The sequence below is a fragment of the Tranquillimonas alkanivorans genome, assembly GCF_900115595.1.
GTDB lineage: Bacteria > Pseudomonadota > Alphaproteobacteria > Rhodobacterales > Rhodobacteraceae > Tranquillimonas > Tranquillimonas alkanivorans.
Genome location: NZ_FOXA01000046.1, coordinates 1 through 18,738 on the forward strand (window position 1 = coordinate 1; position 18,738 = coordinate 18,738).

The window sequence follows — 18,738 nt, forward strand, 5'->3', positions numbered from 1 at the left end:
TTCATCAGATCCGATAACGGGCCCGAGTTCGCCGCCCGAAAGGTCCGTGAATGGATCGAAGCCGTGGGCGCGAAAACTGCCTTCATAGGCCCGGATCACCGTGGGAGAACGGCTATTGTGAGAGCTTCAACGCCCGCTTCCGCAACGAGCTGCTCGACGGGGAGATCTTCTACTCGCTCCGCGAGGCCCAGATCCTCATCGAACAATGGCGGCGCCACTACAATACCATCCGCCCCCATAGCGCCCTGGGCTACAGACCGCCTGCCCCGGAAGCCATCGTCACCGTCGACCGGAGGAGGGCAATGCATTAACAATCAACCTGGACCACTCGAATGGGGCAGTTCACCCGCATCGACAGGCCCGCGGCGGGTTCGTCCAGCAACAGGAGCCGCGGCGGATGGGCCAGCGCCATGCCGAGTTCGAGCTGGCGCTGCTCGCCGTGGCTGAGCTCGCTCGCGGGCTCGTCCAGGCGACGGGTCAGTTGCACCCGCTCCGCCAGTTCGGCAACGCGCTCCCAGTCCGGCTGGGCAGGGGCCGACCGCCAGATCGACAGCCTCGGGCCGGTTGCGCCGCGGACGGCGACATAGAGGTTCTCGCGTACCGACAACCCGCCGAAGACCAGCGACTTCTGGTAGGTCCGCCGCACGCCCTTCAGCACGCGCTTTTCCGGCGATAGCTTCGTCATGTCCTCGCCGAAGACCGTGATCCGGCCCTCGCTGGGCGGCAGGTCACCCGCGATCATGTTGAACAGCGTGGTCTTGCCCGCGCCATTGGCGCCAAGCACGGCGCGCCGCTGACCGGCAGGGATCGACAGATCGACCCCGTCCACGGCCACCAGTGCGCCGAACCGGCGGACCAGGCCCTCGATCACGAGGGCCTGGGACGAGTTATGCGCGTGCGCCTGCATCAGGAGGGGCAGGACGGGTTGTCGCGCGACGGCAGGCCGAGCTGCGAATAGACAGGCTCGCCCAGCGTGAGGAACTGATCGACGTTCTCGATCCGCTTCAACGGCTCGAGCCGAAGATCGCCGTCCTGGGTCTCGACCACCTCGTTGATGTAGATGGCGGCCGTGGCCTGTCGGTTCTCGTTGATCGAGACCGGGCCGGTCGGGCTTTCGAACGCCAGTTCGTCCAGAGCCTGCCGGAACGCCTCGTGGTTGTTCGACAGGTCGCCCTCGACCGCCTGCAGCGCCAGGAGCGCGGCCTTGGTGTTGGTGTAGTAGTTGTAGGCAAAGATCGACGGCGTCGGCAGGCCCTCCTCGCCGTAGTAGTCCTGGTACTGCGCCACGAACTCGAGCCAGGTTTCGTTGTCGGCGTTGTCCGACACCGGACCGGCCGACAGGATCCCCGGAAGCAGGCGGCGCGCCGGACCCTGCGTGGTCAGCACCGTCTGGTCAGCCACGTTGGTACCGCCGATAATCGGAAGCTGACCGCCCATCTGCGCGTACTGCGACAGGAAGTTCACGGCGTCCGACCCGCCGAGCACCACGAACATGCCGTCGACCTCGCCTGCCTCGAGCGGAAGCTGGGCAATGACCGAGGAGTAGTCGTTCGTGCCAACCGGCGTGAAGAACTTGTCCTCGACCGTCCCGCCGGCTTCGCAGTAGGTGGCCATGAAGCCGAAGATCTGCGCGTACGGGAACGAATAGTCTTCGGATACGATGATGACGTTGTCCCAGGCGCGCTCGTTGACAACGTACTCGCCCAGCGGAGCGGTCCACTGCGCACCCTCGGTGTTGAATCGGTAGAAGTTGGGCGCCGGATCGACGAGCGTCGTTTCGATGGCCGCCGAGCCGCCGTTGAGGAAGGTCGTCTCGGGCCGCTCCTTGGCGTACTGCGCCAGCCGGATGCCCTCAGACCCCGAGAGCGGGCCGACGAGGATGTCGACGCCATCCTGCTCTACCAGCCGGCGGGCGGATTCCAGCGCCACGTCGGGGTTGCCGTCCGAGGACGCGGTGATCATCTCGATCGGAGTGCCCGCGATCTCGTTGCCGAACTCGGCGATGGCGAGTTCCACGCCGCGCAAGCCGTCTTCGCCCGGCTCGGCAAAGGGCCCCTCGAGCGTGGCGAGGCCGCCGATGAGGACCAGGTCCTCCTGAGCCCAGAGGGCCGTGCTGCTCATCAGGGCGGCGGTCATCGCCGTGAGGCCGAGCGTGCGTCTGGTCAGTTTCATGTTGGTCTCCTCCACTTATTTACCGACTTCGTTGCCGTGTCGGACGCTCTCGCGCCCCTCTTTCTCCTCGGCCGTCGTGCGCCGCCACAGGCGGCGGGCGAGCCCGGTCAGCCCGTCGGGCGAGAACAGGACGATGGCGAGGAAGATCAGCCCGATCAGCGTGTTGAAGCGCTCGCGAGCGATGAAATCGATGGCGAAGTTGTCCACGACCGTGAACACAAAGGCGCCGACATAGGCCCCGATCGGGTGGCCGATGCCGCCCAGCACGCCCGCCATCAGGACGTCGATCACCGGGTTCAGCGCCACCGATCCCGGCGAGATCGAGGCGTTGAGCCACAGGTTCAGGATACCGCCGACCCCGGCAATCGCGCCGGCCAGGCCAAAGGCCAGGATGCGCAGCAGCGCCACGTTGTAGCCGAGCGCGCGCACCCGCTGCGGCTCGTCCCGCACGCCTTGCAGCGCAAGGCCGAACGGCGTGCGTACGACGTGGCGCACGCCAAAGTAGCACAAGGCGGCCAGTGCGGCGCTGAGGTAATAGAAGGGCAGCGGCGCGCCCAGGTCGAGGCCCAGGATCACCGGCGGCTCGACATTGTTGAAGCCGGTGAAGCCGTTGAAGAGGTCGTAGTTCTGTAGCGTCAGGTAGTAGAACGCCATCGCCACGGCGAGCGTGATCATCAGGGTATAGATGCCCTGCGTACGCACCGACACGAGCCCGATCAGCAGCCCCGCCAGCGTCGCGAGGCCCATCGCCAGGATCAGCGCGACCGGCCAGGGCAGAAGCATTCCGACCCCACCCGTGGGCGCGGTGAAGTAGGCGACCGCATAGCCCGCCACGCCCGCGACCGTCATCTGCGCGAGGCTCAGCATTCCGGTATAGGCGGTCAGGAACACCAAGCTCAGAACGACGGTGCCAAAGCCCATTGTGCGCCCGCCGATCTGCACCAGCCAGAAGCTGTTGACGAGGAACGGATAGGCCAGCAGCCCCAGCACGACGATGGCGGTCAGGATCTTGCGGGTCATCAGGCAGCCCTCCCCAGCAAGCCCTGCGGGCGGACGGCGAGCACGGCGACCATGAGCGCGAAGGTGTAGACGATGCCGTAGGTCGGCGTGTAGGCGAGCCCGTAGGTCTCGGCCATCGCCACGAGCAGTGCGCCGATGGCCGCGCCTGGGATCGACCCCATGCCGCCGACGATCACCACGATCAGTGAGGACAGCAGGTACCGCGCGTCCTCGCCCGGCGACACCGACAGGACCGATCCACCGACCACGCCCGCCACCCCGGCGAGGCCCGCGCCGATGGCGAAGACGCCCACGAAGACGAGCGGCACGTTGACGCCGAGTGCCTCGAGCATGCGACGATCATCGACGCCAGCACGGATCAGCATGCCGATGCGCGTCCGGTTAAGCATGAGCCACAGCCCCACGCCGATGATCAGCGCAAGAACGATGAGCATCAGCCGCGCCATCGCAAAACGGCCCGCCACGGGCACCGGGACGAAGGTCGACACGGCATCGGGCAACGAAATCTGGTAGGCCGAGCCGCCCCACTGCGCCAGCATCAGGTCAGCCGCGACGATGGATACGCCGATGGTCGCCAGTGCCTGCCGCAGGTCCTGCCCCTGCATCCACGACAGGATCGACACCTGAAGCGCCGCACCCGCCGCCGCCACGACCACGCCGGCCGCCAGGATCCCGAGAAGCCAGCTCCCGCTCGTCTCGCTGACCTCGAAGCCGACATAGGCACCGAGGAGGTAGAGCGAGCCGTGCGCCATGTTGACCACGCGCATCAGGCCGAAGATGAGGGAAAAGCCGCTCGCAACGATGAAGTAGAGAGAGGCGAGCGTCAGCCCGTTCAGCGTCACGATGGCGAAGAGACGCCAGTTGATGTCGAGAAGCCCCTCCATCAAGCGCCGTCCCCGCACGTCGTCTGGTCGATCCTCAGCACAGGTCCGCGTCCTCCCTTGTCCGTTTCCGGACAAGCCGGTACCAGCCCGGCGACGCGGATGGCGTCGCGCGGCAGGCGCGTCACGCGCCATGCTCGGTCCGGATTGTCCTCCCTCACGGCGGCGGCGCGCTTCGGCACCTCTCCGCTTCCTTGAAGCATTCCACGCGGATCACGCCGCTCTCAACCGTCGGCGCTTTCCGGATTGGGTAAGTTTGGGTAAAACCGGCTGCATATGCGTAGTTTTTCCAAATGGCAGATCACCGGAACGCGGGGGGGCACCCTGCCCTCGTGCTTCCTCGGCTCCGCTCCTCCGCTGCCGCCGAACGAGATGCCGCCGGAGATCTCTTTGCTGCTGCCGCGCACCGGAAGCGCGCAGGACGTCGTCGACGACTTGCCCGACTCTTTGCCCGCCGGCGCGGGTCTCGCCCTGTTCCTGGCCGACCCGAACCTGAACCCCGCACGCCTCGCCCGGCGGATGCGCGAGCGCGGACTATCCTGGGTCTGCAATCTTCCCAGCGTGGGTCAGCATGAGCACGAGTTCCGGCGCTACCTGCGCGAGGTCGACCTGGACCACGACCGCGAGATGCGGGCCCTGGAAACGCTTTCAGGACACGGAATCAGCACTATCGCAACCGTGTCCTCGCCTCTCGACTGCCACGCGGTGGCTCAGGCGGCGGCGGTCTTCGTGCTGCCGCCCCTGCCCGACTTCTCGCACGGGTTGCCGCATCTCGAACGCCGCACGCAGTTGGAAAGCCGTGTTCGTGCGGCTGCACCGGGCGTGCTCCTCCTCGGCCTGAGAGAGGAGGGCGAGGGAACCGTAGGTCTGGACGCCGCGGTGCGTCGGCCCGAGCCGTTCACTCCCTGAGGCCCAGACGCTTCATCCTGTTGTAAAGCGTCTTGCGCGAGATGTTCAGCGCCGCCGCCGTCTCGCCCTTGTTGAACCCATGGCGCCAGAGGGCGTCGACGATCCGCCGCTTCTCGATGTCCGCCTCGCTCGCCTGCGCGTGCTCGACCTCGGCATCGGAGGCGAGAAGCCCGTCCACGACATCGCTGCTCAGCGGCTGGTCGCCCCCCGCGTCGAGCATCCGGCCGACGAACTGCTCCAGTTCCGCCTCATTCCGCGCCCAGTTATGCCGCCGCAGGCGCTGCAACGCGCCGGGCGTCAGTCGCGGGAGAGCCTCAAGCGCCATCCCCGACGCTGTCGCGGTGGTTTCGATCAACTCGCCAAGATCCTCGATCCGGTCCCGCAGCGGCGGCATGGTCATTGTCCACCCGGCCAGCAACTCAGCGAGTTCGGGATGCAGATTGTCCGGCAGCGGGGCCTCGAGAGATGAGCGGTCGAAGACGAACAGGCAACGTGCGTACACTTTCATCCGCCGGCGACGCCGGGACGTGACAAGCATCCTTTCCCGCAGGCTGCGGGCAAGCCGTCTCTGCAGCCCCGGCAATGCCAGATGGATGTTGCGAAGCAGGATGGCGCCGCCGGCCGGATCGGTCAGCAGGCCGCCCTCGTGTCCCTCCTCCGAGTCCCGCCCAAACAGCCTCTGCGCGAGGCGCGTGGCATGATCGCCGGCGGAGGCGTCGAGCTGGGGCATTTGTCCGCGGCTGTCGGGATGGAGAGCCGAGACGACGGACGTCAGCGGGGCACCGGGTTCGAGCGCGAGCGCGACGGAACGCTCCGAGACCTGCGACAGCGCCCGCAGCCGCTGTAGGAACGCGATCATCGCGGGCGCGCTGCCGGTGAGGCCGTGCCGGTGGCCCCATCGCTGAAGGTCCGTCTGCTGCCGGGTGAGACGCCGCCGACGATCCGACGCCTGCCGGTAGCCCGCGATCCGGTTGAGGACAGATTCCTCGAACGGCAGCCGGTCGAGCGTCGAGCCGCCGACGTAGCCGTCGAGCGACGCGACGCTGGCGACATGCCCCAGATCGTCGGCCGACACTACCGGTCCACCTTCAAGCAGGATGCGCGCCTCGGGGTTGATTCCTCGGATGAGCGCCGCGTAGTCGCGCGCGACCAGCCCCACCTCTTCCAGCGACGCCCGGCGCGAGTGTCCGGCGCTGCCGCCCGCGTTCCAGCCGAAGTTCAGGAGGATCATGCGCAGCCCCGCCTCGCCCGCTGTCCGAGCGTGTTCCTTCGTGCCGCAGTAGTAGAGCGCCAGCAGACCGGCATCCTGCACGCGGCGCAGCACGTCGATCTCGCGCCTGAAGCCCCGCCCCGCCCGATCGAGCGCGCTGCGCATCCCGCGCGGCATCAAGGTCGCGTTGGGGAAGTTCACCGCACCGGCGAACCCGTGCTCGCCGATGCGCGACAGCACGTGATCTGCAGCGGCATCCGCGCCCCAGCAGTTCACCCCCAGAAGTACCGGGATCCCGACGCGCGGCAGCACCTCGCGGGCGGCGAAGTCCTCTGTCAGCAGCGTCGCGTCGTGGCACGGCAGCATGCTGGCGATGGAGGGGGCGCCCATGTTCCGCATTCGCCCCGCGTTGACGGCCAGCAGGAAGTCCGCCCCGCCTCTTTCCGCCGTTTGGGCCGCAATCCCGCTGCCGACGGCGGCGCCGACGAGGAGGTTGCCCGGCTCTGAGACATTCGGAGGATGCACCATCGTCCAATCCAATCATGATATTGGTTGATAAGGCGAGTTCCGCCAAAGCAATCTTCGCCTTCGCCACCCGGCTCCACTCCGCTCGCGTCCCCTGTCTCGAACAATGACGCCAACGTCAATCGGGCGTCTCCGACGTACCATAAATCGGTTCTCGGGCGCTCCGCGAAATCGACTTGCCGCGCCGCGCATCGGGGGCGTGAGGCTCGACTCGCTTGTTGATGGGTGCGGAAGCCACCCGGACTGCGTCAGACATCGGGGAAGCCGTCGCCGGCTCAAGCCGGCCTACCCGATCTCATCGCCGCGCGGCCCCTCTAACGAGTGGACCCTGAGGACAGCCAATAAGATATTCGCGGACGACCACCTTTCTGCGCTGCGCCCACACGCTCGGGATATGCCCCCACGGTCGGTTAAGGGGCTCTGAGAGGTCATCTGGTGGTGCAGCATACCGACCTTGGCGAGGTGGACGGGACAGACGTTGCCGGCCCTGAGCCGCCGTTCATCGGTGGCCGGTTGCCGCGCCGCAACGATCGCCAGAACGGCCGTTCGGACGGCCGACGTGCGGGCAAGGTGGACGCGCGAGGAACCTGCGCGAGCTTTGCGGGGCATGGTGTTGGACAGGCAGTTGATCTCGCCGTCTTGCGAGGGCGCGGTGTGAACCGCACCGGGTCTGCCGGAGGCTTCAACTCTTGAGTAGACTGGAGCCATCAGAGCAAGACGACAAACAAGTTCTCCCTGGAAGTTCGAGACCGAGCGGTCCGGATGGTCTTCGACAATCACGGCGGACACGGGTCTCGCTGGCAGGCGATTGTGTCTATCGCAGCCAAGATCGGTTGTTCGCCGAACACCCTCAATGAATGGGTCAAGAAGGCTGAGTTGGACAGCGGGCAGCGCGGTGGCATCTCGAGCGATATGGCGGAGAAGATGAAGGCGCTCGAACGGGAGAACCGGGAGCTGCGCCAGGCGAACGAAATTCTCCGCAAGGCGTCAGCATATTTTGCCATGGCGGAGCTCGACCGCCGGTCGAAGTGATGGTGTCGTTCATCGATGCTCATCGTGGGAAGCACGGGGTCGAGCCGATCTGCAAGGTGCTGCCGATCGCCCCATCCACCTACTACGATCACCTGTCGAAGCGGGCGGATCCGGCCCGACGGTCGGCACGTGCCCGGCGGGACGCCGCTCTGCGCCCCGAGATCCGCCGCGTGTTCGACGAGAACTGGCAGGTCTACGGCGTCCGCAAGGTTACAGCGGGCTGCCCCGATTCGGGCGGCCCGCCCGTCGAGCCCTCATAGAGCATCTCGGCGTCGGGGACGAGGCTTGTCGAAATCAGGCGTAGTCGTTCCCCGCGCCTTCGAGGCGAGCGTGTTTTCCCACGATCTGCATCGGCCGGAAAACCTCCCGAGAGAGATCGCGAGCTTCATGACGACCATCGCTCGGCGGGAGGCCGTGCTGCGCAGGGCCCGGACCGCCAACGGCATGTGCTTCGACTTGCCGATCACGCGTTACGCGATGGCGGATTACCTCGGCTTGACGATCGAGACCGTGAGCCGCCAGATCTCGGCCCTCAAGCAGGACGACGTCAGCGTCCTCGAGAGCATGCGTAGGGTCGTCGTTCCCGACTTCGCACGGCTTTCGGTCGAAGCCGGAGAGGACAGCGGCGTTAGTGTGCTCTGGTGAGGGCGCCCAGCCGGCAGACCACTTCTCCCGCGAGCCGAGGATGCCCGGCAGTTGCACCCGATAATCAGGGTGCGCTTATCGCGTATAGGATGACCATGCTTGAGGCGCCGCACGCCCGCATGGAACCGAGTGATTTCGGGGCGGGCGGCGTCGCAGAGGTCCCCCCGCCCACAGCTCTGCTTCGGTCCGCAATGCGAGCGCCGGTTCAGAGCAGTATGGTTCCGTGTTAGGAACTGAGGACCCTGCAGCGGCTCAAGGCCGCGGCGCACGATGGCTGGGATTGCGATGCCGAAAAGACGACGACTGCGTTTGCTGGGGACTGCCGGGATGCTTGCCGTCGGCCTCGCAGTCGCCATGGCGCTGCTCATCGGCGGCGCGCGCGAAGGCGGGACCACCGACGGGAGCGGCGGGGCCGGCGCTCTCGTGTCAGAACTCGCCGCCATGTCGGAGGAGGCCGCTTTCGAGCGGCCTTCCGGGCCATGGCGGCTGTCCCTCCCCGGGGACCACGGCGGGCATCCCGAGGCGCGAACCGAGGGCTGGATGATTGCCGCCCACCTGGAGGATGAGCATGGTGCGCTTGTCGGCATGACCTTCTTGCGCTCCCGCTTCGGGCTGCGCGAGGACGGCGGCTCCGGCGCGGGGGTTGATCAGTGGGATTTGAGGGCGCTCTATCGCGGCCATGTCACCTTGGCGCGCGAAGCCGCCGGTGTCTTGGGCGAGGAGCGATTCAGCCGCGGCGGCGGCGTGGCGGGGCACGACGACGAGGCGCGCGAGGTCTGGCTCGACCACTGGAACCTGACCTACGGCGACGGCCCTGAGGAAGATGTCCTGACACTTTCGGCCAGCGTGGAAGATGTGCCGCTCCGATTGACGCTGACGCCCGCGAAGCCCGCCGTTCAGATGGACCCCGAGGGAGAAGCGCCCATGCGGGGCTTCACGATCCCGCGGATGCGTGTCGAGGGCGAAATCGGCCGCGACGACGCGCGCACGCGCGTCTCGGGAGTGGCCTTGCTCGATCATCTGTGGGGCGAGCTTCCCCTGCCGGGCGGGCCGCTGAGCCGGGACCGGCTGGTTCTGCAACTCGACGACGGAACCGACCTGACGCTCGTCCGCACCCGCCGGCGCGAGGGCGGTGGCGCCGCGACGGTCGACGGGCTGGTTGTCGATGCGGCGGGGGAGGCGGACGCCCTCTCCGACGGGGCTGTCGAGATGGAGCCGATGACGCACTGGAGCCCGGCCGGCGCGGCCCAGGAATATCCCGTGGCCTGGGAGCTCTCGGGGCAGGGGCTTGAGCTCCGCGTCACGCCGGTGATCGAGGACCAGACGCACGGCTTTGTCCTTGGCGGGTGGGATGGAATGGTTCGCGCGGAGGGCACTCGCGAAGGCGCGCCCGTGCAGGGGCGCGGGACGCTGCAGTTGACGGGATACGAGGATCAATGAGGGCGTTCGGCAGGCGAGCAAGACCTCGGACCGGAATGGTGACCCTTCTGGCGGCGGCGCTGCTGCTCGGCGGGTGCGACGAGGAGGAGGAGGCGCCGGCTTACCGCTCCGGAACCGGCGAAGTGGCAGCTTCGCCGCAGCGCGAGGGAGATGCGGAGGCGGGCTACCTCGCGCTCGTCAACCAGCCCTACGTTTCCTGCGGCATGCCCTACGACGCCTACCGCCGGGTGGCGCCCGACGTGGCGCAGTCCGATCTTTTGGCCGGGCGCGAGGGCCGCAACGCCGAGCTTCCCTACGCGCTCACGGCCCATGTGAACGATCAGGGCGTCGAGATCGTCTCGAACAACTGCCTGACCTGCCACGCCGCCCGGATCGAGGACGAGCTCGTGATCGGGCTGGGCAATGAGTTTGCGGACTTCACGCAGGATCCGCAACGCTTCGCGCTCCGCGTGGGCAACTACGTCCGCGGAACAGCCGAGACGGAGGCGTGGGCGCACTGGGCGGACCGGATCGAGGGCATCGCGCCGTACGTCCAGACCAGGACCGTCGGCGTGAACCCGGCGCCGAACCTCACCTGGGCGCTGATGGCGCATCGCGATCCGGAGACGCTGGAATGGTCGGCCGAGCCGCTGATCGAGCCGCCGCCCGAAGACCCGCTGCCGATCAGCGTCCCGCCCTGGTGGGGCATGCGAAAGAAGAACGCCATGTTCTACAACACCGTCGGGCGGGGCGACCACGCGCACTTCATGCTCCTGGCCTCGATGCTCTGCGTCGAGGATTTCGACGAGCTGGAGGAAATCGATGCCTATGCGCCGGACATCCGCGCCTACATCTCCTCGCTCGAGGCACCGGAGTATCCCTTTCCGGTGGACAAGGACCTCGCGGCGGAGGGGGAGGCGGTCTTCAACCGCGAATGCAGCGCCTGCCACGGCACCTACGGCGAAAACGGGAGCTACCCGAACCGCGTCTTCGCCCTCGAAGAGATCGGTACCGATCCGGCCTACGCGACCGCGGCCACCGACGGCTCCCGCGACCGCTTCTACGAGTGGGTGGCCCGCTCCCCCTATGGCGACGTTCACACCGCGGCCCCGGCGCCGGGGTACATCGCGCCTCCACTCGACGGCGTATGGGCCACGGCGCCCTACCTGCACAACGGTTCGGTCCCGAGCATGGAGGCGCTCCTATCGGTCGACCTGCGCCCGATTTACTGGCGCCACCTGACAGACCCGCGCGAGTTCGTCCCCGACGCGCTCGGCTGGCGCTACGAGGCGCTTGAGGCGGGACCCGGGCCGGAGATGGATGAAGAGGCGCGGCGCTCGATCTACGACACGACGCTTCATGGTTACGGCAATGCTGGACACACCTACGGCGATCATCTGGGCGCCGCCGACCGTGAACGGCTAATCGAGTATCTGAAAACCTTGTGAAGTACAGGTGGGTCGACGCGTAGCCGGAATCGCCTGCCGCACGCCGAGGCGACGGATCGTGGCATCCATGCCGAGAGGGGGAAGTTGTGGTCCTCGCTGCGGTCGATAAGCTCGCGAAGCCGACCTGCAGGATCTCTCTCCCGACAACGAGAGTGCGCTTATCTGACGTGCCCTCCGTAGGCGTAGGTCAGAACATTTCGATCATGCTGGGGCGGCAGGGGCTTCCTTATCCCCTACGCGCCAGCATCCCCGGGCGCGGCAACGCGATCCCGCCGAAGCAACGGCTCGCAAGGAAGCCGGCGCGTAAGCTGCCGCGCCGGCCGTCGGTCCTATGGCGTCGCCTTCAAGCCACGCGCACCGTCAGGTCGCCCAACCCGTCGACATGCGCCACCATCTCGTCGCCCTTCTGCACCGGCCCCACGCCGGATGGCGTGCCCGAGAGGATCACGTCGCCCGGCGCGAGTTCGAAGTAGTTCGACAGGTAGGAAATCATTTCGGGCACCTTCCAGATCATCTGGTTCAGGTCGCCCTCCTGCCGGGTCTCGCCGTTGACCTTCAGCTCCACGTGTCCCTCGGACAGATGACCGACGCTTCTTGCCGGGTGGATGGGGCCGATGGGGGCGGAGCGCTCGAACGCCTTCCCGATCTCCCACGGGCGGCCCATCTTCTTTTGCTCGCCCTGCAGGTCGCGCCGGGTCATGTCGAGCGAGACCGCATAGCCATAGACGTGGTCGAGCGCACTTTCGACCGGAATATCCGTTCCGCCGGACTTCAAGACCACCGCCATCTCGATCTCGTGGTGCACGTCCGAACTTTGCGCCGGGTAGGGAAATTCGCCCGAGGGATCGAGGTTGTCGGGGTTCTTCTGAAAGAAGAAGGGCGGCTCCCTGTCCGGGTCATGGCCCATCTCGACCGCATGGGCGGCATAGTTGCGCCCGATGCAATAGACGCGGCGCACCGGGAACTTGGCGTCCGTGCCCGCGATGGGCAGGCCCACGGGCTTTGGCGGATCGATAGCGAAGTCTGTCACGAAAATCCTCCTCTGTGTCTCGACTCGTTTAGCGGGAGCGCACGGTAAAATCAATCACGACCAATCTGCCACATCTCGCCCCTATACGCTTTGGTCAGGCTTTTCTTGGCGTTTGGTCACCTTCTGTGCAACACTCGATTCGAACGAGGACGAATCGAACGAATGCTGGACCGAATCGAAGCCAAGAAGCCCGAAGCCCTGGCCCGCCTGCAGGATTACATCCGCGAGGGCGGCTTTGGACAAGGCGACCGCCTGCCGCCCGAGCGGCAACTGATCGAGCAATTGGGGATGAGCCGAGCGACGCTGCGGCAAGCGCTGGAAACGCTGGAACGCGCGGGCGCGATCTGGCGCCACGTGGGCAAGGGAACCTTCGTCGGGGACCGGACGCCGGACCTCGGGAAGGACGCGGACGCCCTTACCAGCTTGGGCCGGCAGCTCACGCCGCTGCGCATGATGCAGGCGCGGCTCTGTCTCGAGCCGGCGCTGGCGCGCGAGGCTGCGGTTCACGCCACAGGAGAGGCGATGGCCGCGCTGGGGCAGACAACGAAGCGGGCGCGGGCGGCCGCCACCTGGGCGGAGTACGAGGCGCAGGACGACCAGTTCCACCGCACCGTGGCCGAGGCGTCGGACAACGCCCTGTTGCTGTCGTTCTTCGACCAGCTCAACCGCACACGGCGGGCGGTAACGTGGGGGAATGTCGAGCGGCGCAATGTGCGACCGCCGGCGGACCATTCCAGCTTCAACGAACACGAGGCGATCGTGCAGGCTATCGCGGATCGCGATCCCGAACGGGCGTGGGCCGCCATGCGCGACCATCTCAAATCGGTTTCGGCACGGCTGTTTCCATGACGGGGTAGCCGGATCGAGAGCCCGCAACGGGCGCCGCGACAAACGGACGAAGATCCGCGCGGCAGGACATCTTCAAACTGGGAGGAGAAAGATGACCATCGACAGACGCAACCTGATCAAGGGCGCAGCCTTCGCCGCGGCGGTCACGGCGGTCGCGCCGGCCTGGGCGCAGGACGACCCGCTACGCGTCGCCATGGGCGACATCGCCAGTGTCGAAAGCCTCAACCTGCTCATCGCGATGGAGCGGGCCGAGGAACGCGGCGTGCCAATGGAGCTGACGTATTTCAACTCCGAGGACGTCGCCGTGCAGGCGGTGCTGAGCGGCGAGGCCGACATCGGCGTCGGCGCGCCTTACGCCTTCATACAGAACTCCGACGCGCCGATCCGCATGTTCTACCGGATGAGCACGCTGCTGTTCTTCCCGGTGGTCAACTCCGAAGTCTATTCCGGTTGGGAGGATCTGGACGGCCAGGAGGTCACCGTCCACTCCCGCGGTTCCGGCACCGAGGCGCTGATGCGCCTGATGGAAAAGGTGCATGACATCGAGTACTCGAACATCTCCTATGTGCCGGGCTCCGAGGTCCGGGCGGGCGCGATGCTTCAGGGCACCGTGAACGCCTCCATCGTGGACGCGGCGAACTTCCGGCTGTTGAAGGAGCAGGGCGGCGAGAAGTTCATGCGCCTGCCGATCGAGGGCGTGAACGCGACCGACGAAGCGCTCTATGCCAACACGCAGGTGCTGGAAGAGCGCGCGGACGACATCCAGGTGTTCGTCGAGGAGCTTCTGCGCACCTGGCAGGACATCGACGAAGACCCTTCGATCGTGGGCGAACTGCGCGAGCAGTACGGCCTCTTGCCCGACCTGCCCGACGAGGCCGCGTCCGAGGCGGTGCCGTACTACACGGAAGCTGTCGAGAACGGCGTCTATCCCACCGACGGCGGAGAGCCGGCGGACGCGAAGGACGACATCGCCTTCCTCTCGGCGGCCGGCCAGGTCGAGGGCGACCCCGAACAGGTGGACGCCTCGCGCTACTGGGACTTCGGCCCGCTCGAAGCGGCCAAGTCGGCCAACTGAACCTCGTTCGCGCCCGCCCCGTGCCGGGCGGGCGCGCCCCCCGTCGTTCCATGAGCCCGAGGTTCCATGTCTAGGACCGCAACCGTTCCCGCGGCGCTCGCCGGCGGGCCGACCGGCAGCGCCATCGCGCGCTTCACCCAGATGCCCGTGACCTGGCGCATCCTGTCGCTCGCGCTGTTCTTCACCGTGTGGGAGATCGCCGGACGCACGAACTTCAACTGGGCGTTCCCGACGTTCCTCGAAACGCTGTCCGCCTTCGTCGAGATGGTGCTCGATGGCTCGATGGGCGCGGCATACCTGCGCACGATCGAGCCGCTGATCATCGGCCTCGTCATCTCGCTCGGCGTGGGCGTCGGCTCGGGGGTCGCGATGGGGCTCAGACGCGATGTCGAGTTCCTGACGCTGCCCATCTTCATCACGATGCAGGCCGCCCCGATGGCCGCGCTGATCCCGCTGATCACCTTCGTCTACGGCATCGGGCTGACGTCCAAGGTGCTCGCCGTGATCTTCCTGGCGATGCCGGTCATCACCATCAACAGCTACAAGGCTGTGCGCAACGTCCCGCCGTCGCTGCTGGACATGTCGCGATCGTTCATGGGGACGCGCTGGCAGCAGATCACCAAGGTGATCCTGCCCGCCGCCAGCCCGATGATGTTCGCCGGCATCCGGCTCGGCGTGGCCGAGGGTTTCTCGGGCGTCGTGCTGGCCGAGCTCCTGATCACGCCTACGGGCATCGGCGACCTGATCACCTTCCACCGCTCCGTCGCAAATTTCGGCCACATGTACGCGACCATCGTTTCGATCGTGGCCTTTGCCGTCATCGCCGTCTCGCTGCTTTACCGGCTCGAGACCACGTTGTTCCGGCCCGAGAAAAGAGGTCTCTGATGAACGCCATCGCTCAAACCGCCACCCCCGACGCCACGGCGGCCGCAACGCCCGTGGACGCGCCGATCGTCCGGACCGAGGGCATTCACAAGGTCTATGGCGGCGCGGTCCACGCGCTCAAAGACATCAACCTCGAGTTCAAGCGCGGCGAACTGACCAGCCTTCTCGGCCCCTCGGGCTGTGGGAAGACGACGCTCCTGAAGATCATCGCGGGGCTGCTGAAGCCGACCGAGGGCCGGGTGCAGGTTAACGGCAAGCCGATCACCGGGCCGGGCCCGGAACGCGCCTTCGTCTTCCAGGACTTCGCGCTGATGCCGTGGGCCACCGTCCTGCGCAACGCGGCCTTCGGGCTCGAACAGCAGGGCGTCGCCAAGGCCGAGCGCGAGGAGCGAGCGCGCCACTACGTCAAGGAGGTCGGGCTCGCCGGGTTCGAGGACAAGTACCCCCACGAGCTGTCGGGTGGCATGCGCCAGCGGGTAGGACTCGCCCGTGCGCTTGCAGTGGACGCGGATGTGCTACTGATGGACGAGCCGTTCTCGGCCGTCGACGAACAGACGCGCCGTAAGTTCCAGGAGGACCTGATCCGCCTGCGCGAGATCGAGAACAAGACGTTCATCCTCGTCACGCACTCGATCGAGGAGGCCGTCTATCTCTCGGACAGGATTGTCCTGCTCTCGCCGCGGCCGGGCCGCGTGGCGCAGGTGATGGACCCGGACATCAAACGCGAGGGCGATCCCGACGCCATCCGCCGCGCGCCGGAGTACCTCGATCTCACCGACGAAATCTGGCGCGGCCTGCGCGAATATGTGGAGTGAGCGAATGACTATCTATGGCTTTCCCGTCCCGAAGTTCGCCGCGCTCATCGTCTGGGTCATCGTGTGGGAGATCGTCGGGCAGTTCGAGCTGCTTCTGCTGTTCCCGCCGTTCACCGAGGTGCTCGCGGCGATGGTCGACGTGGTCACGACCCCGAGCTTCTTCGAGGCCGCACGCATCACCGCCTATTGCTACCTCCTGGGCCTCGCCCTCGCCGTCGTCTTCGGCATCGCGCTGGGGCTGCTGATGGGCCTCGTGCCCGCGGCGGACAAGCTTCTGAACATGTGGATCAACATCTTCCTCTCGGCGCCTCTATCGGCGCTGGTGCCGGTGATCATGATCCTGTTCGGCATGGGGCAGCCCACGGTGATCGTCACGGTGTTCATGTTCGCCGTCTGGATCATCGCGCTCGACACCCGCGCCGGCGTGCAGCACGTCTCCCCCTCGCTCAAGGAGATGGCCCTGTCCTTCGGCGCCTCGCGCGCTCAGCGGCTCAAGATCGTGCTGTTCTCGGCCCTGCCCGAGATCCTTGCCGGCATCCGGCTGGGCGTGATCCGCGGTGTGAAGGGCGTGGTGATCGGCCAGCTCCTAGTGTCGATCATCGGCGTCGGCGCGCTGTTCTCGCTCTACAGCCAGAACTTCCTGATGGGGCACTTCTGGGCGTTGATCCTGATCCTCTTCGCCTTCGCCCTCTCGCTCGCCGAACTCATCGGCCGCTTCGAGCAGAAGGTGGAGTTCTACGCGGGCGCTCGCGGCTGACGCCGGCGCTTGTATGTAGGATATTTGGTCCCGATAATCGAGGTGCCGTTAGCGGGAACGTGAAAGTCATCGTCAGATGAGATGGGTGGCCGTCGCCCTCATTTCTCTGGCTCGCGTAAAAATCGCGTCTGTGGCATCGTGCTTTGCGGCGAATGTTCTGAGTGCTGACGAAGACAGGGAGTTCAGCAGTGCCCAAAGGTTATCTGATTGCCCACATCCGCGTCCGCGACAAGGAAGCCTTCGAGGAGTTCAAGAAGCTCTCGGCCGCCGCTATTGCTGAGCATGACGGCAAGGTTCTGGTCCGGAATCCCTCGCCCGATCACCGGGAAGGGGGCGGCCAGGGGTTGGCCATCGTGATCGAGTTCGAGAGCCTGGATGCAGCTCAGGCCTTTTACGAGTCCGACGCCTATGCCGAGGCTCGCGCCGTGAGGGAGAAGATCGCCGACACCGATCTTGTTCTCGTGGAAGGGCTTTGACCGGAGCAGATTACCACCCCTCTCCGTCTCGTCTAATGTGGCGCGTGATTGGCCACAGGAGCGGTCCGCCCAAGTACTGGATGTCACGATGTTGAAGCCTTACGCCATATCCGCCGGACTCTCCCAGCGCGGCGGATCACCGATGCAGGCGACGAAGTGTTCGAGAAACAGCCGCACCTTTACGGACGGGCGTGCGCCCGGGGGATAGACCGCGTGGATTCGATGATGCCACCGAAGCTGCGGAACGCGCCTTGAGCTTCTACGGCGGTTCGGCCGTCGCCTGACGCGGGTCTTTCGGCGAAAAATTATCTGTAGGTGCACTCCCAGCATCAACAGCGCTCCAAGAGCAACACGCTGACGCGCCCGGCGTGGTCGCCAACAGACACCATTTTGGCTTCGCATCCAGCACCTCGCGCGGCAGGGTGCTCCCGGTCAGCGAGGCCGCCATGGCATTGCCGATCGGGCTTGCCCGCGGCGTGCGTCTCACGCGCGACGTCGCTGCGGGCGAGCCGCTCGGCATCGACGACGTGGATTTGACAGACGATCACGTGTGCAAGCTCCACCGCTCTTCCATTGGAGACTAAAACCGGTTTCGAAAAGCGAGACAGGTTCCGTCCGCTGTGGGGACCGGGCAGACGTCGCCACAGGGCCATCGACGCCTCTCCGGCATCAGCACCCATGGGATACCTGACTTGCTTTCGGAAGGGAGGGTTTCTGCGAGATCGAGGCGCTGTACCTGCCGGCGACTAAGGGCGCGCAACAGACGATCCACATCGAGACGCAGTATCCGTACTGCATGCGCATTCCTGTCGCACAGGTCTTGGCCCTGCCCGCAGGTTCAGGCCCGTTGTCGTGGTGGCCTCGGCCTGCGCCAAGGCCCGAACTGGCGGTGGCCATGCCCACTGTCAGCCGGTGCCGCTGTCTTGGTGCAGGCGCAGGCGGCGGTGAGGCAGGTATCTGCCCTCTTCATACGTGGCGACGAAGCGCGCAAGCTTTTCGCGTATCTCGTTGTTGAGGCTCCACGACGCCTGAGCGTCGGTCGTGGAAAGCCAGATCCAGATGATGGCAGTCTCACTGTCGATCTCGAAGAGTTCGGTCAGGGGAGGCTCGGTCAGGCGGCGTTCATTCTCTGCAAGCCGTTCGACCTCGCGGCGGATCACATCCACCGGCGCCGCGTGATCGACCGGGATCTTTACCACGCCCCGTACGCCTTCGTCCTCTTTGGACCAGTTCTCGAAGCTCTCCGAGAGTGGAGTGCCCCCGCTGGAGTGGTCCGCCCCCAGGGATAAAATGATCCCGTTATGGAGAGGACCAGAGAATGGCTGGGAAGCGAGAGAAGCCCGAGGACATCGTCTTGAAGCTGCGGCAGGTTGAAGTTCTGCAAGTCCAAGGACTATCGGTCGGTGAGGCAGCGCGCCAGGTCGGCATCACGCAGCAGAGCTACTACCGCTGGCGCAGGCAGTATGGCGGCATGAGCCGCGATCAACTGAAGCGGCTCAAGGAACTGGAGGCGGAGAACCGACGGCTCCGGCGGGCTGTTTCCGACCTGACCCTCGACAAGATGATCCTGAGCGAGGCGGCCCGGGGAAA

Annotated in this window: 18 protein-coding genes, 3 pseudogenes and 1 other annotated feature; of the genes and pseudogenes, 14 read left to right on the forward strand and 7 right to left on the reverse strand. The window is 66.3% G+C overall.

All coding sequences use genetic code 11. The features are described from left to right. Positions 1-311, forward strand: a pseudogene (locus tag BM162_RS21120) (integrase core domain-containing protein); the annotation flags it as partial. On the opposite strand, the gene BM162_RS21125 reads toward BM162_RS21120, so the two are convergent. Genes BM162_RS21125 through BM162_RS21140 form a run of 4 tightly spaced genes read right to left on the reverse strand, consistent with a single transcriptional unit; the run spans position 308 to position 4,076 of the window. Beyond that, a complete protein-coding gene (locus BM162_RS21125) occupies positions 308-871 on the reverse strand; it encodes an ABC transporter ATP-binding protein (RefSeq protein ID WP_218153158.1) in 564 nt (187 codons plus the stop codon). The pseudogene BM162_RS21120 and the gene BM162_RS21125 sit on opposite strands and share 4 nt — an antisense overlap. Positions 872-906: 35 nt before the next feature. After that, a complete protein-coding gene (locus tag BM162_RS21130; protein ID WP_093425727.1) occupies positions 907-2,172 on the reverse strand; it encodes an ABC transporter substrate-binding protein in 1,266 nt (421 codons plus the stop codon). A gap of 15 nt (positions 2,173-2,187) precedes the next feature. After that, entirely contained in the window at positions 2,188-3,192 is a 1,005-nt protein-coding gene (locus BM162_RS21135; RefSeq protein ID WP_245759367.1) for a branched-chain amino acid ABC transporter permease, read from the reverse strand. Continuing rightward, entirely contained in the window at positions 3,192-4,076 is an 885-nt protein-coding gene (locus tag BM162_RS21140) for a branched-chain amino acid ABC transporter permease (RefSeq protein ID WP_093425730.1), read from the reverse strand. The genes BM162_RS21135 and BM162_RS21140 overlap by 1 nt, the downstream gene beginning before the upstream one ends. A gap of 387 nt (positions 4,077-4,463) precedes the next feature. On the opposite strand from BM162_RS21140, the gene BM162_RS21145 reads away from it, so the two are divergent. Continuing rightward, positions 4,464-4,982 (forward strand): phosphoenolpyruvate hydrolase family protein, encoded by a 519-nt coding sequence (locus BM162_RS21145; protein WP_177215323.1) that lies wholly within the window; start codon positions 4,464-4,466, stop codon positions 4,980-4,982. Here the strand turns inward: BM162_RS21145 and BM162_RS21150 are convergent. Then, a complete protein-coding gene (locus BM162_RS21150) occupies positions 4,972-6,720 on the reverse strand; it encodes a phosphoenolpyruvate hydrolase family protein (RefSeq protein ID WP_093425733.1) in 1,749 nt (582 codons plus the stop codon). The genes BM162_RS21145 and BM162_RS21150 overlap by 11 nt on opposite strands. 759 nt (positions 6,721-7,479) lie before the next feature. Here BM162_RS21150 and BM162_RS21155 point away from each other — a divergent pair. From BM162_RS21155 to BM162_RS21170, 4 genes and pseudogenes are all read left to right on the forward strand, one after another. After that, positions 7,480-7,961, forward strand: a pseudogene (locus BM162_RS21155) (transposase); the annotation flags it as partial. Continuing rightward, positions 7,707-7,823 (forward strand) — a sequence feature (AL1L pseudoknot). Its footprint overlaps the pseudogene before it by 117 nt. Positions 7,962-8,092: 131 nt before the next feature. After that, a pseudogene (locus BM162_RS21160) lies at positions 8,093-8,394 on the forward strand (helix-turn-helix domain-containing protein); the annotation flags it as partial. Between the two features lie 327 nt (positions 8,395-8,721). Then, positions 8,722-9,834 carry a lipocalin-like domain-containing protein gene (locus tag BM162_RS21165; RefSeq protein WP_177215324.1) on the forward strand — a complete coding sequence of 371 codons (1,113 nt, stop codon included), beginning with the start codon at positions 8,722-8,724 and terminating at the stop codon, positions 9,832-9,834. A 35-nt stretch (positions 9,835-9,869) separates the two neighbouring features. Further along, the gene (locus BM162_RS21170) at positions 9,870-11,261 is read left to right on the forward strand and encodes a c-type cytochrome (protein WP_218153159.1); all 1,392 of its coding nucleotides are present in this window, start codon (positions 9,870-9,872) and stop codon (positions 11,259-11,261) included. A gap of 343 nt (positions 11,262-11,604) precedes the next feature. Here the strand turns inward: BM162_RS21170 and BM162_RS21175 are convergent, their stop codons facing one another. Continuing rightward, complete coding sequence (locus BM162_RS21175; RefSeq protein WP_439332843.1) at positions 11,605-12,276, reverse strand: fumarylacetoacetate hydrolase family protein; 672 nt, start codon at positions 12,274-12,276, stop codon at positions 11,605-11,607. A 177-nt stretch (positions 12,277-12,453) separates the two neighbouring features. Here BM162_RS21175 and BM162_RS21180 point away from each other — a divergent pair, with 177 nt between their 5' ends. From BM162_RS21180 to BM162_RS23030, 7 genes are all read left to right on the forward strand, one after another. Continuing rightward, positions 12,454-13,140, forward strand: coding sequence for a FadR/GntR family transcriptional regulator (locus BM162_RS21180; protein ID WP_093425738.1), 687 nt, complete (start codon positions 12,454-12,456; stop codon positions 13,138-13,140). 91 nt (positions 13,141-13,231) lie between these two features. Continuing rightward, complete coding sequence (locus BM162_RS21185) at positions 13,232-14,215, forward strand: ABC transporter substrate-binding protein (protein ID WP_093425739.1); 984 nt, start codon at positions 13,232-13,234, stop codon at positions 14,213-14,215. A 66-nt stretch (positions 14,216-14,281) separates the two neighbouring features. Further along, positions 14,282-15,100: an ABC transporter permease gene (locus BM162_RS21190; protein ID WP_093425741.1), complete on the forward strand. Its 819-nt coding sequence runs from the start codon at positions 14,282-14,284 to the stop codon at positions 15,098-15,100. After that, complete coding sequence (locus BM162_RS21195; RefSeq protein ID WP_093425743.1) at positions 15,100-15,915, forward strand: ABC transporter ATP-binding protein; 816 nt, start codon at positions 15,100-15,102, stop codon at positions 15,913-15,915. Before BM162_RS21190 ends, BM162_RS21195 begins: the two co-directional genes overlap by 1 nt. A 4-nt stretch (positions 15,916-15,919) precedes the next feature. Then, the gene (locus BM162_RS21200; protein ID WP_093425745.1) at positions 15,920-16,672 is read left to right on the forward strand and encodes an ABC transporter permease; all 753 of its coding nucleotides are present in this window, start codon (positions 15,920-15,922) and stop codon (positions 16,670-16,672) included. Positions 16,673-16,833: 161 nt separating this feature from the next. Then, complete coding sequence (locus BM162_RS21205) at positions 16,834-17,148, forward strand: DUF1330 domain-containing protein (protein WP_245759368.1); 315 nt, start codon at positions 16,834-16,836, stop codon at positions 17,146-17,148. A gap of 446 nt (positions 17,149-17,594) precedes the next feature. Further along, positions 17,595-17,732 (forward strand): hypothetical protein, encoded by a 138-nt coding sequence (locus BM162_RS23030; RefSeq protein ID WP_177215325.1) that lies wholly within the window; start codon positions 17,595-17,597, stop codon positions 17,730-17,732. 321 nt (positions 17,733-18,053) lie between these two features. On the opposite strand, the gene BM162_RS23400 is transcribed toward BM162_RS23030, so the two are convergent. Then, on the reverse strand, positions 18,054-18,347 hold the full coding sequence (locus BM162_RS23400; RefSeq protein WP_245759369.1) for a hypothetical protein: 294 nt from the start codon (positions 18,345-18,347) through the stop codon (positions 18,054-18,056). Positions 18,348-18,466: 119 nt separating this feature from the next. Here BM162_RS23400 and BM162_RS21220 point away from each other — a divergent pair. After that, positions 18,467-18,738 (forward strand): transposase (locus BM162_RS21220; protein WP_143096276.1); only part of this gene is annotated, 272 nt, incomplete at its 3' end.